Raw genomic sequence first — 1167 nt, 5'->3', positions numbered from 1 at the left:
TATATAGATCAAGTTTAATATTTTAACAATTGTTCAACACCTAATCTTTGTAAAACTTTTTCTGGACATTGAGCGATATATTCTAAAAAAGATACTACAGATGCACGTATTTCTGTTTGAGACGCATGAAAACGATTAGAGATGACGCTTTCTTTTAACCATTTCCAAATACGTTCCAGTAAATTTAAATTTGGCGAATAAGGTGGTAAAAAAATCAATGTTAGCCGTTGGCTATTCTTTCTTAGAAAAGGTTTCAATAACTTTGCATGATGAATGCGAGCGTTATCTAATATCATGACAATATGTTTCTGTGAGTTTTGTTTTACAACATATTGTAAGAATTCCTGAAAGGTAGTCGCATTACAAGCACTAGCTTCCATGCAATGCAAATAACCATTTGACATATTTACTGCACCAAATAAAGTGACACTTGCATGGTGTCCATATGCAGGAATTTGTTTTTGTTTACCACGGAGAAACCAAGACGTATGCAAGGCTTGATAATCGCGTATATGTGTTTCATCTTCATAGAACAGTATCATATCTTCGGATAAGTTTTTTTTATCCAATTAAGTTCTCGTAAGAACTTTTGTTGTTTCAGAGGATCTGCTTTTTTTAAACGATAAGTTGGTCTCGTGTAAGTAAATCCCCAACGGTGTAGCATATCGCAAATTCCACCTCTAGACATAGAAACGTGGTAACGCTCCTCCAATAAATATTGAAGGATACGTGTATCCCAATGTGTTTCAGGCCCAACCCCTTCTTGATTCGGTGTACTTTCTATTAGTATGTTTCGAATTTCAGCTTCTTCATTGGGAGATAAATAAGGAGTACGTCCAGGCGGATAACGACGTTCTAACAGGCCCTCAATTCCATCGGAATTGAATGTTTGCACGTAAGTAGAAACAGATTGACGACAAATCCCTATAATTTGAGCCGCAGATGTAGCAGAGTGCCCTTCCATTACCAGGCGTATAGACATGAGACGTTGTTTAAAAAACGAATTTTTTATTTTCCGTTCTTCTTGTAATAGATCGTGCACCGTAATTTCATATTTCGTTGTCACATGTAACTTTGTCATTGTCTATCCGCCCCTTTACTTATTGGTATGGTAAGCAGTATAGACAATTTTAAAGGTTGTTAAAACATCAAACGGGACTTATATAG

Annotated in this window: 2 protein-coding genes; both read right to left on the bottom strand. The window is 35.9% G+C overall.

All coding sequences use genetic code 11. The annotated features are described in order from the left end of the window. Positions 1-14: 14 nt before the first annotated feature. Positions 15-569, bottom strand: a complete 555-nt coding sequence (locus PDL00_RS34660; protein ID WP_270733846.1) for an IS630 family transposase — start codon at positions 567-569, stop codon at positions 15-17. Continuing rightward, entirely contained in the window at positions 539-1081 is a 543-nt protein-coding gene (locus PDL00_RS34655) for a helix-turn-helix domain-containing protein (RefSeq protein WP_270733845.1), read from the bottom strand. Before PDL00_RS34655 ends, PDL00_RS34660 begins: the two co-directional genes overlap by 31 nt. Between the last annotated feature and the right edge of the window lie 86 nt (positions 1082-1167).

The organism is Bacillus cereus group sp. TH152-1LC (genome assembly GCF_027710505.1).
Lineage (GTDB): Bacteria > Bacillota > Bacilli > Bacillales > Bacillaceae_G > Bacillus_A > Bacillus_A mobilis.
Note: the sequence above shows the minus strand (reverse complement) of the source record. Positions and strands in the feature narration are given on the sequence as shown.

Bases quoted from the DNA above. Each gene is read 5' to 3' on its own strand.
- PDL00_RS34655 (WP_270733845.1), bottom strand. From the start codon at position 1,081: ATGACAAAGTTACATGTGACAACGAAATATGAAATTACGGTGCACGAT.